This is a genomic window from Candidatus Binataceae bacterium, from assembly GCA_036495685.1.
Classification (GTDB): Bacteria; Desulfobacterota; Binatia; order Binatales; family Binataceae; genus JAFAHS01.
Map to the genome: position 1 here is coordinate 1 of DASXMJ010000090.1, position 13,380 is coordinate 13,380.

16 protein-coding genes are annotated in these 13,380 nt (G+C 59.5%); 12 read left to right on the forward strand and 4 right to left on the reverse strand.

What is annotated here, in order from left to right; genetic code table 11:
* The first annotated feature begins 896 nt into the window (after positions 1-896).
* Both VGI36_09335 and VGI36_09340 read left to right on the forward strand, forming a co-directional pair.
* A complete protein-coding gene (locus VGI36_09335) occupies positions 897-1,811 on the forward strand; it encodes a class I SAM-dependent methyltransferase (protein HEY2485339.1) in 915 nt (304 codons plus the stop codon).
* A gap of 65 nt (positions 1,812-1,876) precedes the next feature.
* Positions 1,877-2,521, forward strand: a complete 645-nt coding sequence (locus tag VGI36_09340) for a pyridoxal-phosphate dependent enzyme (protein ID HEY2485340.1) — start codon at positions 1,877-1,879, stop codon at positions 2,519-2,521.
* Positions 2,522-2,696: 175 nt separating this feature from the next.
* Here the strand turns inward: VGI36_09340 and VGI36_09345 are convergent, their stop codons facing one another.
* The gene (locus tag VGI36_09345; GenBank protein ID HEY2485341.1) at positions 2,697-3,200 is read right to left on the reverse strand and encodes a transcriptional repressor; all 504 of its coding nucleotides are present in this window, start codon (positions 3,198-3,200) and stop codon (positions 2,697-2,699) included.
* A 9-nt stretch (positions 3,201-3,209) separates the two neighbouring features.
* On the reverse strand, positions 3,210-3,503 hold the full coding sequence (locus VGI36_09350) for a hypothetical protein (GenBank protein HEY2485342.1): 294 nt from the start codon (positions 3,501-3,503) through the stop codon (positions 3,210-3,212).
* 69 nt (positions 3,504-3,572) lie between these two features.
* Between VGI36_09350 and VGI36_09355 the strand changes: the two genes are divergently transcribed.
* The 5 genes from VGI36_09355 (at position 3,573) to VGI36_09375 (ending at position 7,243) form a co-directional block, all read left to right on the forward strand.
* Complete coding sequence (locus tag VGI36_09355) at positions 3,573-4,409, forward strand: universal stress protein (protein ID HEY2485343.1); 837 nt, start codon at positions 3,573-3,575, stop codon at positions 4,407-4,409.
* A 76-nt stretch (positions 4,410-4,485) separates the two neighbouring features.
* Entirely contained in the window at positions 4,486-5,019 is a 534-nt protein-coding gene (locus VGI36_09360; protein HEY2485344.1) for a hypothetical protein, read from the forward strand.
* Positions 5,020-5,103: 84 nt separating this feature from the next.
* Positions 5,104-5,997: an NAD(P)-dependent oxidoreductase gene (locus tag VGI36_09365; GenBank protein ID HEY2485345.1), complete on the forward strand. Its 894-nt coding sequence runs from the start codon at positions 5,104-5,106 to the stop codon at positions 5,995-5,997.
* A gap of 242 nt (positions 5,998-6,239) precedes the next feature.
* A complete protein-coding gene (locus VGI36_09370; protein HEY2485346.1) occupies positions 6,240-6,617 on the forward strand; it encodes a carboxymuconolactone decarboxylase family protein in 378 nt (125 codons plus the stop codon).
* Positions 6,618-6,628: 11 nt separating this feature from the next.
* Positions 6,629-7,243: an alpha/beta fold hydrolase gene (locus VGI36_09375; GenBank protein HEY2485347.1), complete on the forward strand. Its 615-nt coding sequence runs from the start codon at positions 6,629-6,631 to the stop codon at positions 7,241-7,243.
* Positions 7,244-7,370: 127 nt separating this feature from the next.
* Here the strand turns inward: VGI36_09375 and VGI36_09380 are convergent, their stop codons facing one another.
* Both VGI36_09380 and VGI36_09385 read right to left on the reverse strand, forming a co-directional pair.
* A complete protein-coding gene (locus VGI36_09380) occupies positions 7,371-7,871 on the reverse strand; it encodes a molybdopterin-dependent oxidoreductase (GenBank protein HEY2485348.1) in 501 nt (166 codons plus the stop codon).
* Between the two features lie 16 nt (positions 7,872-7,887).
* Positions 7,888-8,094 (reverse strand): TOBE domain-containing protein, encoded by a 207-nt coding sequence (locus tag VGI36_09385; GenBank protein HEY2485349.1) that lies wholly within the window; start codon positions 8,092-8,094, stop codon positions 7,888-7,890.
* A 107-nt stretch (positions 8,095-8,201) separates the two neighbouring features.
* Here VGI36_09385 and modA point away from each other — a divergent pair, with 107 nt between their 5' ends.
* The 5 genes from modA to VGI36_09410 all read left to right on the forward strand — a co-directional run bounded on the left by modA (position 8,202) and on the right by VGI36_09410 (position 13,129).
* Entirely contained in the window at positions 8,202-9,017 is an 816-nt protein-coding gene (modA, locus tag VGI36_09390; protein HEY2485350.1) for a molybdate ABC transporter substrate-binding protein, read from the forward strand.
* The gene (gene modB, locus VGI36_09395) at positions 9,014-9,694 is read left to right on the forward strand and encodes a molybdate ABC transporter permease subunit (GenBank protein HEY2485351.1); all 681 of its coding nucleotides are present in this window, start codon (positions 9,014-9,016) and stop codon (positions 9,692-9,694) included. The genes modA and modB overlap by 4 nt, the downstream gene beginning before the upstream one ends.
* 148 nt (positions 9,695-9,842) lie before the next feature.
* Positions 9,843-10,922: a molybdenum ABC transporter ATP-binding protein gene (gene modC / locus VGI36_09400; protein HEY2485352.1), complete on the forward strand. Its 1,080-nt coding sequence runs from the start codon at positions 9,843-9,845 to the stop codon at positions 10,920-10,922.
* Positions 10,923-10,961: 39 nt separating this feature from the next.
* Positions 10,962-12,482: a thioredoxin-like domain-containing protein gene (locus VGI36_09405; protein HEY2485353.1), complete on the forward strand. Its 1,521-nt coding sequence runs from the start codon at positions 10,962-10,964 to the stop codon at positions 12,480-12,482.
* A 119-nt stretch (positions 12,483-12,601) separates the two neighbouring features.
* Complete coding sequence (locus VGI36_09410; protein ID HEY2485354.1) at positions 12,602-13,129, forward strand: MarR family transcriptional regulator; 528 nt, start codon at positions 12,602-12,604, stop codon at positions 13,127-13,129.
* The last annotated feature ends 251 nt before the right edge of the window (positions 13,130-13,380 follow it).

Consider the following 13,380-nt stretch of genomic DNA (forward strand, 5'->3'; position numbering starts at 1 on the left):
CCAGGCCGCAGTCTTATTACTAATGATCCGTTCGGCGACGTTATTTTAAACAAACTGGCGCTTTGGAGAGGTGCTCTAGACAACCTTACTTTGAATGATGTTCGCTAGGAGATGATTAGTTTAACCTCCCACGACGAGATCACCCTTAGACGAAACATTCGCCGTTTAGTTAGCTGGGAGATTATTTTCTTATGATGGTTCCGAGTTATCGAATAGAGATCGGATAAGCTTTCACCAGCAGGTGCATGCAGAGCGTGCCCTACCAAGGCGAGAATCTGGCTACATCGATTCACATGAGCTTGAACGACTGCGAGCGAAATACTTAAGAGCGAGCGCACCGCGTTCGCCGCCGCGATTGGCCGGGAATATTGGGCTTCGGACCGATCTAGCTGGAAATCTGAGCAGTATGCTTCGTATTTGTTGCTAGCGCTGCCGTCTTCGCGATGATTGTGGAGACAAAAACAGACAACGAAAGTGCCGCTTCACTCACTGGCGCCGGCGGCACCAGCCCGGCCCCTCGAGGTGACGGAGCCGCGCCGACCGACTGGTACGGTGCGAGTGATCGTTCCCCGCTTCGCGGCAGTAATGAGGATGGTTATCGGAATTAAGATTCCTACTTCGGCCAGGGTCATTGCGATCACAGTTCGGAAGATCTGGCTTGCTCGATCTCTTTATCTCCTCTTGGCAAGAGTGGCGTGTCTCCGGTAGCATGTCCGAGTTAGCTATAAAGACGGAGGTAGTGATTTCCGCTCTTTGCGCTCGCTTCAGGCGTCCCTATTGAGTGAAAATTTGAGAGCCGGCCGTTCACCGACCATTCTCCAATAGGCTCCTTTGGCTCGTCATTCTTCGGAAAGCATCAAGAGCGGCAAAGGGCACTCTCGCTCGGAGGAGAATCGGTGCTAAGACTTATTAAGCGGGTTGGCCGTTACGCAGGATTAGATATTTTCCGTGCAAATTCGGATGATTTTCGCTGGAGCCATACGGTCGACGAGTATTACCCTGTCACGCCAGCGGTCCGATGGCACAAAGGAAAGGCGCCGCAGGCGCAGATATGTCGGCAACTGGAGCGCAATCGTGCCGAATATCAGACCTTTCTCGATATCCTGAAGGACAACGCGAGTCTTATCCGTGGCATTTCTGTTGAGCCAACTAACGGAGATTTCGAGTCCCCCTTCTGGAACAATCAATGGTTTTTGGGCTTGGATGCCGCATCGCTCGTCAATTTCATAGCGTGGAAGAGACCCACGCAGTATTTTGAAATCGGCTCCGGTCATTCGACTCGCTTCGCGAAATACACCATCAAAGCCCTTAACCTGGGCACCAAGATTACCTCTATCGATCCGACGCCACGACAGGACGTTGATCGCCTTTGCGACAGAGTCATCCGCCACCCCTTGGAATCATGCGATCTCGCGATCTTTGACCAGCTCGCGGCCGGAGACATCCTTTTCTTTGACGGCTCCCACCGCGCCTTTCCAAACTCCGATGTAGTGGTCTTCTTCTTTGAGGTCATGCCGAGACTCAAACCAGGCGTTATCGTTCATATTCACGACATCTTCGTCCCGGGTGACTACCCAGCGACCTGGGGGCACCGCTTCTACAATGAACAGTATCTTCTGGCAGCAATGCTGATGTGCGAGCAACCGCCGTTCCGAGTCCTCGCACCTATCGCCTTCATCGGTCAAGACGAGGCACTCGGCGCAACCGCGAGGCGCATTTTTGCAGGGTCGGCCGGTAGCCGAGACATTCCCTTTACCGAGGGCGGCTCATTCTGGCTTGAGATGAAAGGGTCTAAACTAGAAGGTCTCTGATTCCAGATCTGCAACGTGCTCTCGTTAGTCTACGCTTGCTGCCTCGGTTTGTATAATAATCGGACATGAAACCAGGGCTCACGATCGGAATGACGCTCATCCATGCGTATGACGATCCGGAAGTAATCGCCGGTCAGGCGACAATCGCCCTGGAGACTATGCGGCAGGCGGCGAGCAATTTCGCGTCTATCTTCGTGCCGATCGGTGGCGGCGGATTGGCAGGCGGAATCGCCTCTGTAATCAAGGCTGTGGCGCCCCGGATCAAGGTATATGGCGTCGAGCCGGACGATTCCGACGCGATGACACGATCGATTCGCGCCGGGCGGCGCATCGCGCTCGAGCGGGTGGGAAGTTTCGCCGACGGCGCCGCAGTGCGCATGGTGGGCGAAACCACCTTCGCGCTGTGCCGCGACTACCTCGATGACTGCATCACGGTCAGCGTCGACGAAATCTGCTCCGCCATCAAGGACGTGTTTGTGGATACGCGAGCAATCCTGGAGCCCGCGGGAGCGTTGGCGATAGCGGGACTCAAGCAGCTCGCGCGCTCGCGTGGCGTTCCGGCGGGGCCTGCTGTCGCGATCGCATCGGGGGCCAACGTGGATTTCGAGCGACTGGGGTCGATTGCGCACCGGTCCGGTGTTGCGGCTCAAGGCAGAAACACCGCGGCGCCCTCAGCTAGCGGCGTAAGTGCAACGCAACCTAAGATCTGAGCCCTTCCCACACGACCAAGCACGACAGTTGCGCGCCACCACCGCTGCCCCGAAAAGGCCGCTCCATACTCCGATCGGGGTTCAGCTGCGGCAAGGGAGAGGATCGACGTCCGCTCAAAAAGCGCGAGATTCTTGTGCGGCGGAACCTGCCAGGTCCAGTTGACGAAGCCTTTACCTAATGGGTGCGGCCGGACAGGCAATCGGCGCAGACACCATATAACTCCATCTTGTGCCGGCGGAGTTGCGCGCCGAGTTGACGGGCGACTGCTTCCTGGAGGCGCTCGATGTTATCGTTTTCGAATTCGATGATCTTACCGCAGCGCTCGCATATGAAATGGTCGTGATGATGTTCATCGACGGCTTCATAGCGGGCCTGACCGTCGTCGAAGTGCCGCTCCTGCAGAAGGTTGCATTCGCGCAGCAGCCTTAGGGTTCTATAGATCGTGGCGTAGCCGACGTGAGGGCTAATTTTCTTGACCTCGGCGTAGAGCTCCTCGGCGCTAATGTGCCGCCCGATTCCGAAAAAGACGCGTGCGATATCGTCACGCTGGCCGGTAGATTTGAGTCCGCGCTCCTTGAGGCGGGAGTGCAGGGTGGCCATCCGCTGTTCCGCGTTGATATGCGGCTTGCGGACGACGACCGTCCGGCCAGTCGCGGCGCTTTCTTCTGCACGCGGCATCGCAAAAGCCTAGCTGGACTGGGTACCGGGCTGCACGACCCGCCGCGCTGCGGGCGATAGATAGAGGGACTCGAGATCGCGGCTCCGCAGGGCGTCGGCCAGTACTTCGAGCTGGTCGGCCGGTGCCATATCGCGGTCGATAATCACCAGGTTTTTTTCCCGCAATCTACAGGCTCCGCCGCGCACGCGGTAGCCGATTTCGCGCAGAATTTTCTCGCGTCTAACCACCAGCCCGACCCGCTCGGCTGCCTCGCACAATTCATCCACCAACTTTAGCATTCGCGATTCTTTCTGCTCGCCCATCTCTCAGAGCCTCTTGAGGAAACCCTAGGCCCGTGGTATCGCGGATTCCAGACCATGAGGGTGCCCCAGATGATCAAGAAACTCTTGGTCGGCATCGATACCTCCCAGCACTCCCGCAACGCGCAGGCCTACGCGTTCCATATCGCTCATCGCCTCAATGCCAGTCTGATCGGATTGCACGTGGTCGATATCGTGTCGATCGAGGGTTCGTTCTTTCATGATATATCAGGCTCGCTGGGTCTGGAACCATATCTCGATTTTTCCACGAAAATGCGCGAGGTCCTAACCGCCCGCGGACGGACGGTGCTGGAGGACTTTGCGGCCGCCGCCGGCCACGAGAAATTACCCGTCGAGACGGTATTGGACATGGGTATCGTGGCCAATCAGATCTGCGAGCGCGCCAAGAGCGTGGATCTGGTCATGATTGGGCATCGAGGCGTCAACGAGCGCTTTTCCAGCGGGCTACTCGGTTCGACGGCCGAGGCGGTGGCGCGCAAATGTCCCCGTCCGCTATTCATCTCGCCGATGAAGTTCCGGGAGGTTCGTCGCCTGGTGCTCGCCTACGACGGCAGCGAGCGGGCTTCCCGCGCGATGCGCGCGGCGGCAGAGTTCGCCAGCGGGCTGGGAACCCCGATCGCTGTGGTCACGGTGGCGCGCGATCAAAAGCCGGGAGAACGGACGCTCGAAGAAGCGCGCAAGTATTTCGAGCCATACTCTCTGCCCGCGGAGTTCAAGTTACTCTCTGGACACGCCAACGAGGAAATCATCAAGTTCATCCGGGAGTATGAGGCCGACCTGCTGTTCATAGGGGCATATGGGCATAGCCGCATCATCGAGATGGTGCTCGGGTCGACCACCGAGTATGTTTTGCGCAACGCACCCTGCCCGGTATTTCTTTCGCGATAGGACCCCCAACCAAAACCCTCATGCCATGCGATCCTGGGACTCACTGCCTGACGCTCTTCTCGGTCCTGCGGGGCAGGTGACGGAAGAATTCATCAAACTGCGACTGCGCGAGTATCGGGGCGCTGCACGCTATCTAAATCAGCTTCCCTATGGCCGCAACTCCAGCCGGACTGACCTGCTCGGGGTGCTGCGCGAAAGCCGCGGCACGTGCAGCACCAAGCACGCGCTGCTCAAGCTGCTGGCGATGGAGCAGCAGATCGAAATTGCGCTGGTCGTGGGAATCTACGAGATGAGCGAGCGCAATACGCCCGGGGTGGGCCGCGTGCTTGCAAAGTATTCGCTTGGGTGCGTGCCGGAGGCGCATTGCTATCTGCGCTACCACGGGATTCGTATCGATGTAACGCGCGCTCTCGCCGAAGGGCCGGCCGAACCGATCGTGCATTTTTTATACGAGGAGGAGATCACTCCGCCGCAGGTCGGAGAATATAAAGTGCACCTCCACCAAGATTTTATCCGTCGATGGCTAGCTCAGCGACGCAATGTCGTGGGGTACGACTACGACGAGATCTGGCGGATCCGCGAGCAATGTATCGCCGCGCTGAGCGCGTGACGGCGGCAGGCATCTTCCGCTAAAAGAAACTCAACCCTCCGTTCTTGATCGACGGAGTCCGCCAACTTCCAAGGAGACGCGAAGATGCGAATCGGATTCATCGGATTGGGCAACATGGGCGGCCCGATGGCGCTGAACATGATAAAGTCTGGACATTCGTTGACCGTTTATGACATCCGGCGCGCGGTTGCAGATCCGCATCTGGCAGCTGGGGCAAGATGGGCCGACTCGCCGGCGGCCGTCGCCGCTGAGAGCGAAGTTGTATTCACGTCGCTGCCGGGACCCAAGGAAGTCGAGGAAGTCGCCGTCGGCGAAGGCGGAATTCTGACCAAACTCGCGCGCGGTGCGGTGTATGCGGATCTCTCGACCAACTCGCCCACCGTGATTCGCCGGATTGGAGCCGCCTTCAAAGCGAGGGGCATCGAAGTACTCGACGCGCCCGTTAGCGGGGGAATTCCCGGTGCGCGCAACGCTACGCTCGCGGTGATGGTCGGAGGGGATCGGGCGGCGTTTGAGAGGATCAAGCCAGCGCTTGACGCGATTGGGGACAAGGTTTCTTACATCGGCGAGAACGGCTCCGGTGCGGTCGCCAAACTGGTGCACAACATGATCGCGCTATGTTCAACCCAGCTGCTGGCTGAGGCCTTTACTATGGGCATTAAGGCAGGGGTCGCGCCGGAGGCGTTGCTAAAGGTCGTGCAGGACGGCGCCTATGGCCAGGGCATGCTCCTTAAGGGGACAATGCCGAGGATGGTTTTCCGCGGCAACTTCGATCGCGTGACCTTTGCGCTGCGGCTGGCCAAGAAGGACCTGGGGCTGGCGACCGAGATCGGGAGGGAGCTCAATGTCCCGATGCCGATTGCGGCGCTGGTCGAGCAGGACCTGTTATCGGCAATCGCAAACGGGCTCGGCGAAAAAGATATGACGGTGGCGGTGACTGTGCAGGAGAACCGCGCAAATGTAAAGATTCGGACGTAACGGTATCAGAGACAAGGTTCTCACCGCCCGGGCAACAAAACATCTTCCGTAGGGCAAATTCTGACACAAGGCTTTCGGGGTGCGTTGCTCCTTCGTCCACCGCAAAGTGTGGTTCACATACGGGCGCGGCCCCGATCCCTTGACTCGGCGGACTCCGCTCAGGATGACGAAATGGGATGGCGCTGAAGGTGCGAAGCAGGCGGGCTGATCACCCGATCGAAAAAGTGAGGAGGTAGTCACTCATGGCGAGCGAACTTGAAAAGAAAGGGCTCGAATTGCGGGCCAAGCTCTTCGGCGAGAAACAGGCGCAAGCGGGGCACGAATTTCTGAAGGAGTTCGACGCTGACTTTGCCAATTTTCTCAACGAGCAGCTGTTCGGCGGGATCTGGACCCGCCCCGGGCTTGAGGTGAAAACCCGATCCTTTATCACGATGGCCGCGCTCATGGCGCTGGGACGCGGGCCCGAACTGCGAATTCATATGCGCGGCGCGTTGAACCTGGGTATCAAGCTGGCGGAGATCAAGGAGCTCATTTTCCATCTCTCCCAATACAGCGGCGTGCCCACCGCGGTGGAAGCGATCCGCGCGTTTCGCGAAGTGACTGAGCCGCGGAAGAGCTAGCGCCGACGCGCTTGGATTTCCTTTTCGACGGCCCGATGACCGGCGGTCGGACGCTCGCGCTTGCGCATGGCGCGGGGGCACCGATGGATTCGCCCTTCATGCGGATTGTGGCCCAAGGAGTCGCCGCATCCGGAATCCGGGTGGCGAGATTCGAGTTTCCCTACATGCGGCGGCGGCGCGAGACAGGCCGACGCGGCGCCCCTGATACGCCAGCGGTTCTACTTCAATCGTGGCGCGACGCGATCCAAGAGCTGGGAGGGCCTGACCGTCTGATAGTTGGCGGGAAGTCGATGGGCGCTCGGATCGCCAGCATGCTCGCGGATGAAGTGGCGGTGCGCGGGCTGGTATGCCTCGGCTACCCATTTCACCCGCCGGGAGATCCCGCCAGGATGCGCACCAAGCACTTGGAAGCACTGACAACTCCGGCGCTGATCGTGCAGGGCGAGCGCGACAGTTTCGGAGGTCGTGAGGAAGTTGCGCGGTACAAGTTGTCACGCGAAATACGGATTGAATGGATCACTGACGGCGATCATTCGTTCAAGCCGCGCAAGAGCAGCGGCCGCAGCGAGGTGGAGAATCTTCGCACCGCAATCGAATTGGTCGTGAGCTTTGTCCGGCAATGCTAGTAGCCAGGCAGTGCTGCTTGACGAACGAAGACCCAGCCATCCAGCGACCAAGTTTAAGAACCGAAAGAGACGCTTCGCGCCGCGGCGGGGAGTGTCGTTCTCCACGGCGGATCTCCAGCGGCAATTTCTAGCGAGCGTTCTTCACCCTCAGGGTTGTCAAGGTCCTAACCCAGCGGGCGGGACGCTTGTCGCTGGGCACGATCAGACGTAGCGGGCCTTCGCGGGAATTCAGCGGCTGGCCATCACGATTGTCGGCCACGAGAATGACCTGGTCGGTGAAGCCGGGATCAAATTCCGCTAACGCGAACACGGCCTGATAGCCGTCAGAGCCGCCTGCGACGACGCACATCGTCATGTTCGGTCCGCGCAGCTCCTTGCCCAATGGAGCTCCTGCGCGCCTAAGAATTTCCACTGCTGGCACGCCTTCATACACGACCCTGGTTCCGTGCTCGTCGCTGACGCTGACTTTCGCATGTGGCAGCGCCGCCAAATCTGCCGCGCCGAGTGCGAGTGGGGCGTGGATGTCGCTGCTGACCTCGAGTGACGGAGCGGACGCGCCGCGCGCGAACCCCGCCACCGTCGCGCACGCCACGATCAGGAGGACCGTCGCGCAGCGCGCGGTTCGCATGAGGGCAGGACGCACCTCAGTCTTTCTGAATCATCACTTCGGTCGCCTTTATCACCGCGGTGACCTTGTCGCCCTTTTTGAGCTTCATCTCCTCGGCGCTGTGCTTGGTGATGACCGATTCGACGAGGTTGTCTCCGACTTTGACCGTGATTAGCGCGGTTATCGTCCCGAGCAGGACCTCGGTGACTTCACCCTTCAAATGATTGCGCGCACTGAGTGCCATAGAAAATTCCTCCTGTGCGTTTGGGCCAGCATAATTGTCACATCGCAAGAATAATGGCATATGGTGACGATCGCGCGAAACGCTACGGAGCGCTGTGACAGTCTGACATGAAGAATAACGAATTCCGATTGCCACGCATGATGATCCTTGTCGTCGGCGTGATCCTGCTGTGCTGGTCTCCACTCGCAGCGCACGCCGAGACTCTCACGGTCGCGGCCGCTGCCGATCTCACGTTCGCGTTCAAAGGCGTGTCGGCCCAGTTCCAGCAGCAGAGCACGGACCAACTGCGCATCTCATACGGTTCGTCGGGTAATTTCTTTTCCCAAATCAAGAACGGTGCTCCCTATGACGTCTTCTTCTCGGCAGATGTCCAATACCCGCAAAAGCTCGAAGCGGCTGGCTTGGTCGAGCCAGGAACCATCTACAAGTATGCCGCCGGTAAAATCGTTATCTGGGTGCCTGCCGCCTCGAAGGTCGACCTGGGCCGCGGTCTCAACGCGCTGCTGGACCCGAGCATACGCAAAATAGCGATCGCGAACCCCGAGCATGCGCCCTACGGGCGGGCGGCGGTGGCCGCGATGCGGCACGACGCTATCTATGACAAGGTCCAGGGCAAAGTGGTGATGGGTGAAGATATCGCGCAGACGGCCCAGTTCGTGCAGTCGGGCAATGCCGACGTGGGAATTCTGGCGCTTTCGCTCGCACTCGCGCCGCCAATGAGGGAGCGCGGACACTTCGTGATAATTCCACCCAATTACTATCCGCCGATTATCCAAGCTGCGTGCGTAATCAGGGCGACCAAGCAGCTAGCATTGGCGAAGCGGTTCCTGGAGTTCATGAAACAACCCGCAACCGTCGCGAAAATGGAAGAATATGGCTTTGTCCTACCGACCGCCGTGGCGGACCCCGGGCATCAGAAATGATCGAATGGCGTCCCATAGTTCTGACTTTCAAGCTGGCGGCCGTGGTGTGCAGCGTGCTGTTCGCGATCGGCATACCGATCGCATGGTGGTTGAGTTTTACGAAGTGGCGCTGGAAATTCATGGTCGAGTCGGTTGTTGCGCTGCCGCTGGTGCTGCCGCCGACCGTGCTCGGCTTCTACATCCTGGTCGCGCTCGGCTCCAACAGCCCGATCGGACGATGGTATAGCGATATTTTCGGACACGGACTGCCTTTCACCTTCACGGGGCTCGTGATCGCATCGGTCATCTATAGCCTCCCCTTCATGGTGCAGCCGATGGCCAGCGCGTTTGCGCAGGTGGACCGCAGCCTGATCAACGCGTCATCGATCCTGGGGGCATCAGGGTGGCGTACTTTCTTCAGGATCGTGCTTCCGCTGTCAGTGGGCGGTGTGGTGACTGGAATCGTGCTCAGCTTTGCGCACACGTTGGGCGAATTCGGGGTGGTGCTGATGGTCGGCGGCAACATTCCCGGTGCGACCCAGACGATTTCGATCGCGATTTACGACAACGTGCAGGCACTGAACTATTCGGCGGCCAACCACATGGCCATGCTCCTGCTGGCCTTCGCCTTCATCGCCTTGTCGCTGACCTACGCACTCAACCGCAGGGTCTGGGCGGTGTGGCCGTTGCATCGTTGAGGGGTATTGTGCACGACTTGGCGCAAAAGCGGGATGGAATCCAGCGACAGGCGACTAAATTTATCCGCTGACCCGTTCTCTGGGAGGAAACGGCAGGCGACAGTAAACGTTCTTAGCGGGCGAGGGTTTGCAAATTCCTGACTCGGTTGTGTCCGTCAACGTCGCGCGGAGAACCTCGAGCACCTTTTCCTTGGCGGCAGATTTCGAGGCCCGTCCCGGCTTCACGATGGTTCTGGGACCTTCCGGCAGTGGCAAGACGACCCTGCTGGATTGCATCGCAGGGTTCGCGCGGCCCGACTCGGGGCGAATCGCGATTGGTGAAAGTGTCCTGTTCGATGCCGCCGCGCAAATCGATATACCCGTGGCGCAGCGCCGGCTCGCTTATCTGTTTCAGAGCCTCGCGCTGTTTCCCCACCTTAGCGTCGAGCAAAACGTCAAGTACGGGATAGCTAAGCTCGCCGCGCCCGAACGCGAGCGCCGCATGCGGTCGCTGCTCGAATCGTTTCGCATTACTCAGCTGCGCGACCGAAAGCCGGGGGAGATTTCCGGGGGTGAACGTCAGCGGGTCGCGCTGGCGCGCGCGCTGGTGACCGACCCGGTGCTGCTGCTGCTGGATGAACCGCTGACGGCGCTCGATCTCTCGACCAAGTCGAAAATCCTGGATGATTTGAGACGTTGGAACTCGGCGCATCGCATTCCGATCCTCTACGTAACCCACGCGCCGCAGGAAGCATTCGCGCTGGGCGAGCGCGTGCTCGTGTTGGAAGGCGGGAAGTTGATCGCGCAGGGAATGCCGCACCAGATCCTGAAGTGGCCCCGCAGCGAGACGATCGCCCAGATAGTGGGATTCGAGAATGTGTTTGATGCAACCGTCGTCTCCTTGAGCGAAGCGCAGGGCACCATGCTGTGCCGGGTGGGAAGAAATCAACTGGTTCTTGAAGTGCCCCTGACCGGCACCGCGGTCGGTGCCCCGGTACGCATCGCGGTCCGAGCGGGAGATATAATGTTGGCTGGAGAGCGTCCCCATCGCCTGAGTGCGCGCAACACTTTTGAAGGGCGGGTCATCGAGGTTCGCCGCGCGGGGGTTACGGTGGTCGTGATGGTCGATTCCGGGGTAATCTTGGAGGTCCATGTAACGCCCGCGTCCGCGGAGGAACTTAAGCTCGCGCCTCAGCGGCCGGTGTGGCTGGTGCTCAAGACATATTCCTGCAGCCTGGTCGAGCGTTAAGTGCAAAAATCGATTAGCGCTGTGAGACCGTCGGTCCGGATGCTGTCCGGATTACTGGTGTTGGTGATTGCGATGGCAAATGGCGAAAACCGCGGCTACGGCGACATGAGCGCACCCGAAATTGCACGCCCCGGCCTGGAATGGTTCAACGTCGCAGCGCCGCTGCCGATAGCAAGTCTGCGCGGCCGGGTCGTCATTCTCGATTTCTGGACCGAAGGATGCATCAACTGCATGCATATCATTCCCACGCTGCGGCGGGTGGAAGAGAAGTTCCCCGAGCAGGTCGTGGTTATCGGGGTGCATTCGCCAAAGTTTGCCAACGAGAAGAACGCGGCCAGCGTGAAAGATGCGATCAGCCGTTACGAGATTCGTCATCCGATTATTCACGATCCTCAAATGACGATCTGGCGCAATTACGGGGTCCAGGCGTGGCCCACCCTTATAGTCATTGGCGCCGACGGCGAGGTGGTTGGCAAAATACCCGGCGAGCCTGATCCGGATCGGCTGCTCGAGGCGATCGACAACCTGGTGAAGAACGATCAGCAGGGCGGAACCTTGAAACCGGCAAGGTTGGACCTCCAGCTGGTGGCAGAACCCAAGGGGCGTTTTCTTTTTCCCGGAAAGCTAAAAAAGGTCCCCGGCGGGCAGAAGCGTTGGGCGCTGGCTGACGGCGGACACAATCAGATCGTGTTGCTCGACGATAGTGGCAAAGAGCTAGGGCGCTATGGGAGCGGCCAGGCGGGGTTGCTGGATGGAGCCCGGGAACAGGCGCGTTTAAACCATCCGCAGGGACTGGCAGCTTCGAGCGACACACTCTACGTGGCGGATACCGAGAATCACGCGATCCGGCGCATCGATTTGGCGAGTGGCGCGGTGACGACACTGGCGGGAACTGGAAGGCGAGGTTTGCCGCTGGGAAAAGCGCGGCCGGGGCCTACCACGGCCCTCGCCTCGCCCTGGGATCTGGAAATCAAGGGCAACCAGCTCTTTTTCGCGAATGCCGGAACTCATCAGATAGGTGTGCTTGATCTGCAGACCAACCAGGTGGCGCGCTTTGCCGGCACCGGCGAGGAAGCGCTTACGGACGGACGCGCCTCGGAGGCGGCCCTGGCGCAGCCGAGCGGACTGGCGCTCAGCGCGGATGGCAAGAATCTCTACCTCGCAGACAGCGAGAGCTCGGCGCTGCGCGTGATCACGCTTTCAGATGATCCGCGCCTGATCACGCTGGTGGGAGCGGGCCTGTTCGATTTCGGATGGGTGAACGGTGACTTTCGGCACGCGCGCTTGCAACATCCACTGGGGGTGGCCTGCGACGGCGACCGGGTGCTGGTGGCCGACACCTACAACAGTACGATCCGTGCGCTGGATTTGGACACCCGGATGGTCGCAGATTTTGACGGCGGGAAATTTACCTGCGTCGATCCAATCTGCGTGCCGAGCCGCGAGCCGGCGGGAATTGCGGTCGACTCGCCGGATCGCATTCTACTGGTCGATACCGGCAACCACCGAATCGACGAGTATCGGCCCTCTTCCAAGACTTACCACACTTGGGCGCGTTGAGAGCGCGAGACCCGAGAGAAATTCCTTAGGGCTCCGGCGGCACGGTCGTCCACGGAGGTTTCAGCTTTATGATATTCACAATCTTGTGAAAGTTATAAAAATCTGATATCGAAGAGACCGTGGTTTCTAGAGTCCCGTCTACCCGCAAGGCCGAGGTGGTTTCGCAATTCGTCGAGAAGTTTGCCGCGGTGCTTACCGAGAGCGGGTTTCCGCGTATGCCCGCGCGGCTATTTGCCGCGCTGCTGGCCAGTGATTCCGGAACGATGACCGCCTCGGAACTGGTCGGGTTGCTGCGAATCAGTCCGGCCGCGATTTCCGGAGCAGTCCGCTATCTCACGCAGGTGAATCTAGTCAGCCGCGAGCACGAGCCGGGGTCACGGCGCGAGCGCTACCGGGTTCACAGCGACGTCTGGTACGAGGCGATGGCGCGGCGTGACCGGGTGCTGTCGCGCTGCGAACAGAGCCTGCGGGAAGGGATCGAGCTCTTGGGCCGCAACACGGGAGCGGGCGCGCGGATGGCGGAGACGCTCGCGTTTTTCGAATTTATCCAAGCGGAATTGCATTCGCTGCTCGACCGTTGGCGCGAACGTAAGCGGCATCTGAATTTTGGCGGCAGAAGAACCGTTCGAGCAATCAAGCGGAGGTGACCGTCGTGGCGTTGTTGAGAATGAAAATTCTGCTGGCTCTGTATATCGCATACGCGCTGCTTAAGTTTTTCGATTTCTTCTATCAAAGCTACGAGCGCAGGATCGGCGCGATTCGCTCCGCGTACGCGAATGATGCGCGCGCCATCAAGGCGTTCGATAGCGTCGTGCTGGTTCTCATGGTGGTCCTAGTAGCGCTGCTGTTCTGGTCGGGCGTTGAGTACCTGAGCTTGTACGACGGGACTTCTGGTCGG

Bases quoted from the DNA above. Each gene is read 5' to 3' on its own strand.
- VGI36_09355 (HEY2485343.1), top strand. From the start codon at position 3,573: ATGATCAAGAAACTCTTGGTCGGCATCGATACCTCCCAGCACTCCCGC.
- VGI36_09340 (HEY2485340.1), top strand. From the start codon at position 1,877: ATGAAACCAGGGCTCACGATCGGAATGACGCTCATCCATGCGTATGAC.
- modB (HEY2485351.1), top strand. From the start codon at position 9,014: ATGATCGAATGGCGTCCCATAGTTCTGACTTTCAAGCTGGCGGCCGTG.
- VGI36_09350 (HEY2485342.1), bottom strand. From the start codon at position 3,503: ATGGGCGAGCAGAAAGAATCGCGAATGCTAAAGTTGGTGGATGAATTG.
- VGI36_09365 (HEY2485345.1), top strand. From the start codon at position 5,104: ATGCGAATCGGATTCATCGGATTGGGCAACATGGGCGGCCCGATGGCG.
- VGI36_09370 (HEY2485346.1), top strand. From the start codon at position 6,240: ATGGCGAGCGAACTTGAAAAGAAAGGGCTCGAATTGCGGGCCAAGCTC.
- VGI36_09345 (HEY2485341.1), bottom strand. From the start codon at position 3,200: ATGCCGCGTGCAGAAGAAAGCGCCGCGACTGGCCGGACGGTCGTCGTC.
- modA (HEY2485350.1), top strand. From the start codon at position 8,202: ATGAAGAATAACGAATTCCGATTGCCACGCATGATGATCCTTGTCGTC.
- VGI36_09385 (HEY2485349.1), bottom strand. From the start codon at position 8,094: ATGGCACTCAGTGCGCGCAATCATTTGAAGGGTGAAGTCACCGAGGTC.
- VGI36_09380 (HEY2485348.1), bottom strand. From the start codon at position 7,871: ATGCGAACCGCGCGCTGCGCGACGGTCCTCCTGATCGTGGCGTGCGCG.
- VGI36_09405 (HEY2485353.1), top strand. From the start codon at position 10,962: ATGCTGTCCGGATTACTGGTGTTGGTGATTGCGATGGCAAATGGCGAA.